2 protein-coding genes are annotated in these 2,372 nt (G+C 51.4%); both read right to left on the minus strand.

The window, feature by feature from the left end:
- Nucleotides 1-723, minus strand: a 723-nt coding sequence (locus tag HOK28_01070; GenBank protein MBT6431650.1) for a hypothetical protein, incomplete at its 3' end; no start/stop codon positions are given.
- A 65-nt stretch (nucleotides 724-788) separates the two neighbouring features.
- Nucleotides 789-2,372: carbamoyl-phosphate synthase large subunit (gene carB / locus HOK28_01075; GenBank protein ID MBT6431651.1), on the minus strand; the 1,584-nt coding region annotated here is incomplete at its 5' end.

The raw sequence follows: 2,372 nt of genomic DNA on the forward strand, positions 1-2,372 counted from the left end.
GTCGGACATGATGCCGTCCGCGCCGTGGTTCACCAAGGACTGGGCCTGGTCCGCGTCGTTAATGGTCCAGAAATCGACCTTTAGTCCTGCGGCGTGAGCCTTGCGAATGAACCGTGACGTCCCCAGCTTGAATGGCCCAAATGCTGGTGGAACCTGAAGCCTTGTGCCGCTTGGCCAGCGATTGCGTATTGCCACCCGAGGCATCAGCAGCGCCAAAATACATTCGCGATATCCCAGTCCAACTGGCCCTCTGTAATTCGCTTCCTGGAGCTTGGTGCGCACCTGATCGTCAAAGCTTGTGAGTAGCACATCGGCCGGGTCGCCGAACTGTTCCACAACATCAACGACAGCTCTGACCGCTTTATGGCCAGGCTTGATGTCGATGTTTATTCTTGTTCCTGGGTAAGTCTCCAAGACGGTTTTAAGCAGCGGCATTCGGTAGTCGCTGCCTTTAAATGGCCTGGACCCATCTTTGGCAATGTGCTGGTGGCCCACATCCCAGTGCTGAGCTTCGTTCCAGGTGACGGAAGCGATTGATTGATTCGTTCCTGCGATACGCTCACCGGTGGCGTCATGAAAGACGACGACCTCACCATCGGAGGTAAGGTGGACGTCGGTTTCGATAGCATTGGCGCCGCCCTTGATGGCTGCATCGAATGCTTGAATGGTGTTTTCTGGGAGATGAGCCCTGGCGCCTCGGTGACCGTAAATGAATTCATGCATCTTAAAGCCTAAGTTTACATAATGTTCGTTATTTGGACATCTGGCCTGGGTTATTGAAGCAGGTTCTATTCTGCGTGAATTTCCTGCAGGCACGCAACCTCAACAATATTACCTTGCTTAAGGTCAGCAATGGCCTCGGCTGCTGCCGCCGCTCCAGATAGCGTGGTCATAAATGGTACCCCATGCTCAACGGATGCCATTCGAATCTCGCGGCCGTCTTTAACAGCTGGTGCGCCCAGCGGTGTATTGATGACCAGTGCAATTTCATCGTTCTTAATCAAGTCAACGCAGCTAGGACGACCCTCGTGGTGCTTGAGAACCACGCCGACGTCTACCCCGTTATCCGCAAGGGTTTTGGCGGTCCCGCGCGTTGCGAGCAGTTCAAAGCCTAAGTCGGATAGCTTTTTGGCGGTTGGAAGAACGCCCATGTGGTCTTCAGAATTAACCGTTATGAGTATCTTACCTTCTGTGGGTAAGCGGTTCCCGGCCGCAAGCTGTGCCTTATAGAATGCAGCTCCAAGACGTTTCGATACGCCCATAACTTCGCCAGTTGAGCGCATTTCTGGAGACAACCTAGGATCTACGCCTGGGAATTTAGAATACGGAAATACCGGCGTTTTGACGAAGTGATACTTAACTTTCAAGTCATCTGTGAGGCCCAAACTTTCAAGTGTTTCACCAACCATGAGCCTGGTAGCCATTTTCGCAAGCGGAACACCAGTCGCTTTTGCTACGTATGGGATGGTTCGTGATGCTCTTGGGTTTGCTTCAAGGACGTAGAGTAATCCACCCGCGATTGCGAATTGGATATTCATAAGACCTTGAACCTTCAGGCCGACAGCCATCCTCTTGGTCCAGTCGCGGATCTCGTCCTTGTGTTTCTCATCGATTTTGTAGGTTGGTAGTACGCAGCTTGAATCGCCACTGTGAACACCAGCTTGCTCAACGTGCTGCATGATGGCAGCGACAATCGCATTTTCACCATCGCAAAGGCAGTCGACATCGACTTCGAAAGCGTCTTCGAGAAACTTATCAATCAGCACCGAATTTTGAGACGACGCTGCAAAAGCTTCAGTCGCAAATTTAGACAGCTCCTGTGGGTCGTACACAATTGCCATCGCGCGGCCGCCGAGTACATAGGATGGTCTAACCAGGACTGGGTAACCCAGCTTGCTGGCGACATCGTGAGCTTCATCCAGCGTTGAAGCGAATGCATGCTTTGGATATCGAATATCTAAACCATCGAGGAACTCGTTAAAACGTTCACGGTCTTCCGCCAAGTCAACTGAGTCTGGGCTGGTGCCCATGATTTTGACACCGGCATTGCTGAGTGGCTTCGTAAGGTTAAGCGGTGTTTGCCCGCCGAATTGGACAATAATTCCGTCGGGCTTCTCTTTTTCTACAATATTCATCACGTCTTCGAACGTGAGTGGTTCAAAATACAGACGGTCGCTGGTGTCATAATCGGTTGAGACGGTCTCTGGGTTACAGTTGACCATAATGCTCTCAATGCCCATTTCCTTCAGCGCAAACGATGCGTGGCACGAACAATAATCAAACTCGATTCCCTGCCCGATTCTATTCGGCCCTGAACCAAGAATCATAATCTTACGAGCATCGGTAGGTTCTGCTTCGCATTCCTCTTCGTA

The sequence above is a fragment of the Deltaproteobacteria bacterium genome, assembly GCA_018668695.1.
GTDB lineage: Bacteria > Myxococcota > XYA12-FULL-58-9 > XYA12-FULL-58-9 > JABJBS01 > JABJBS01.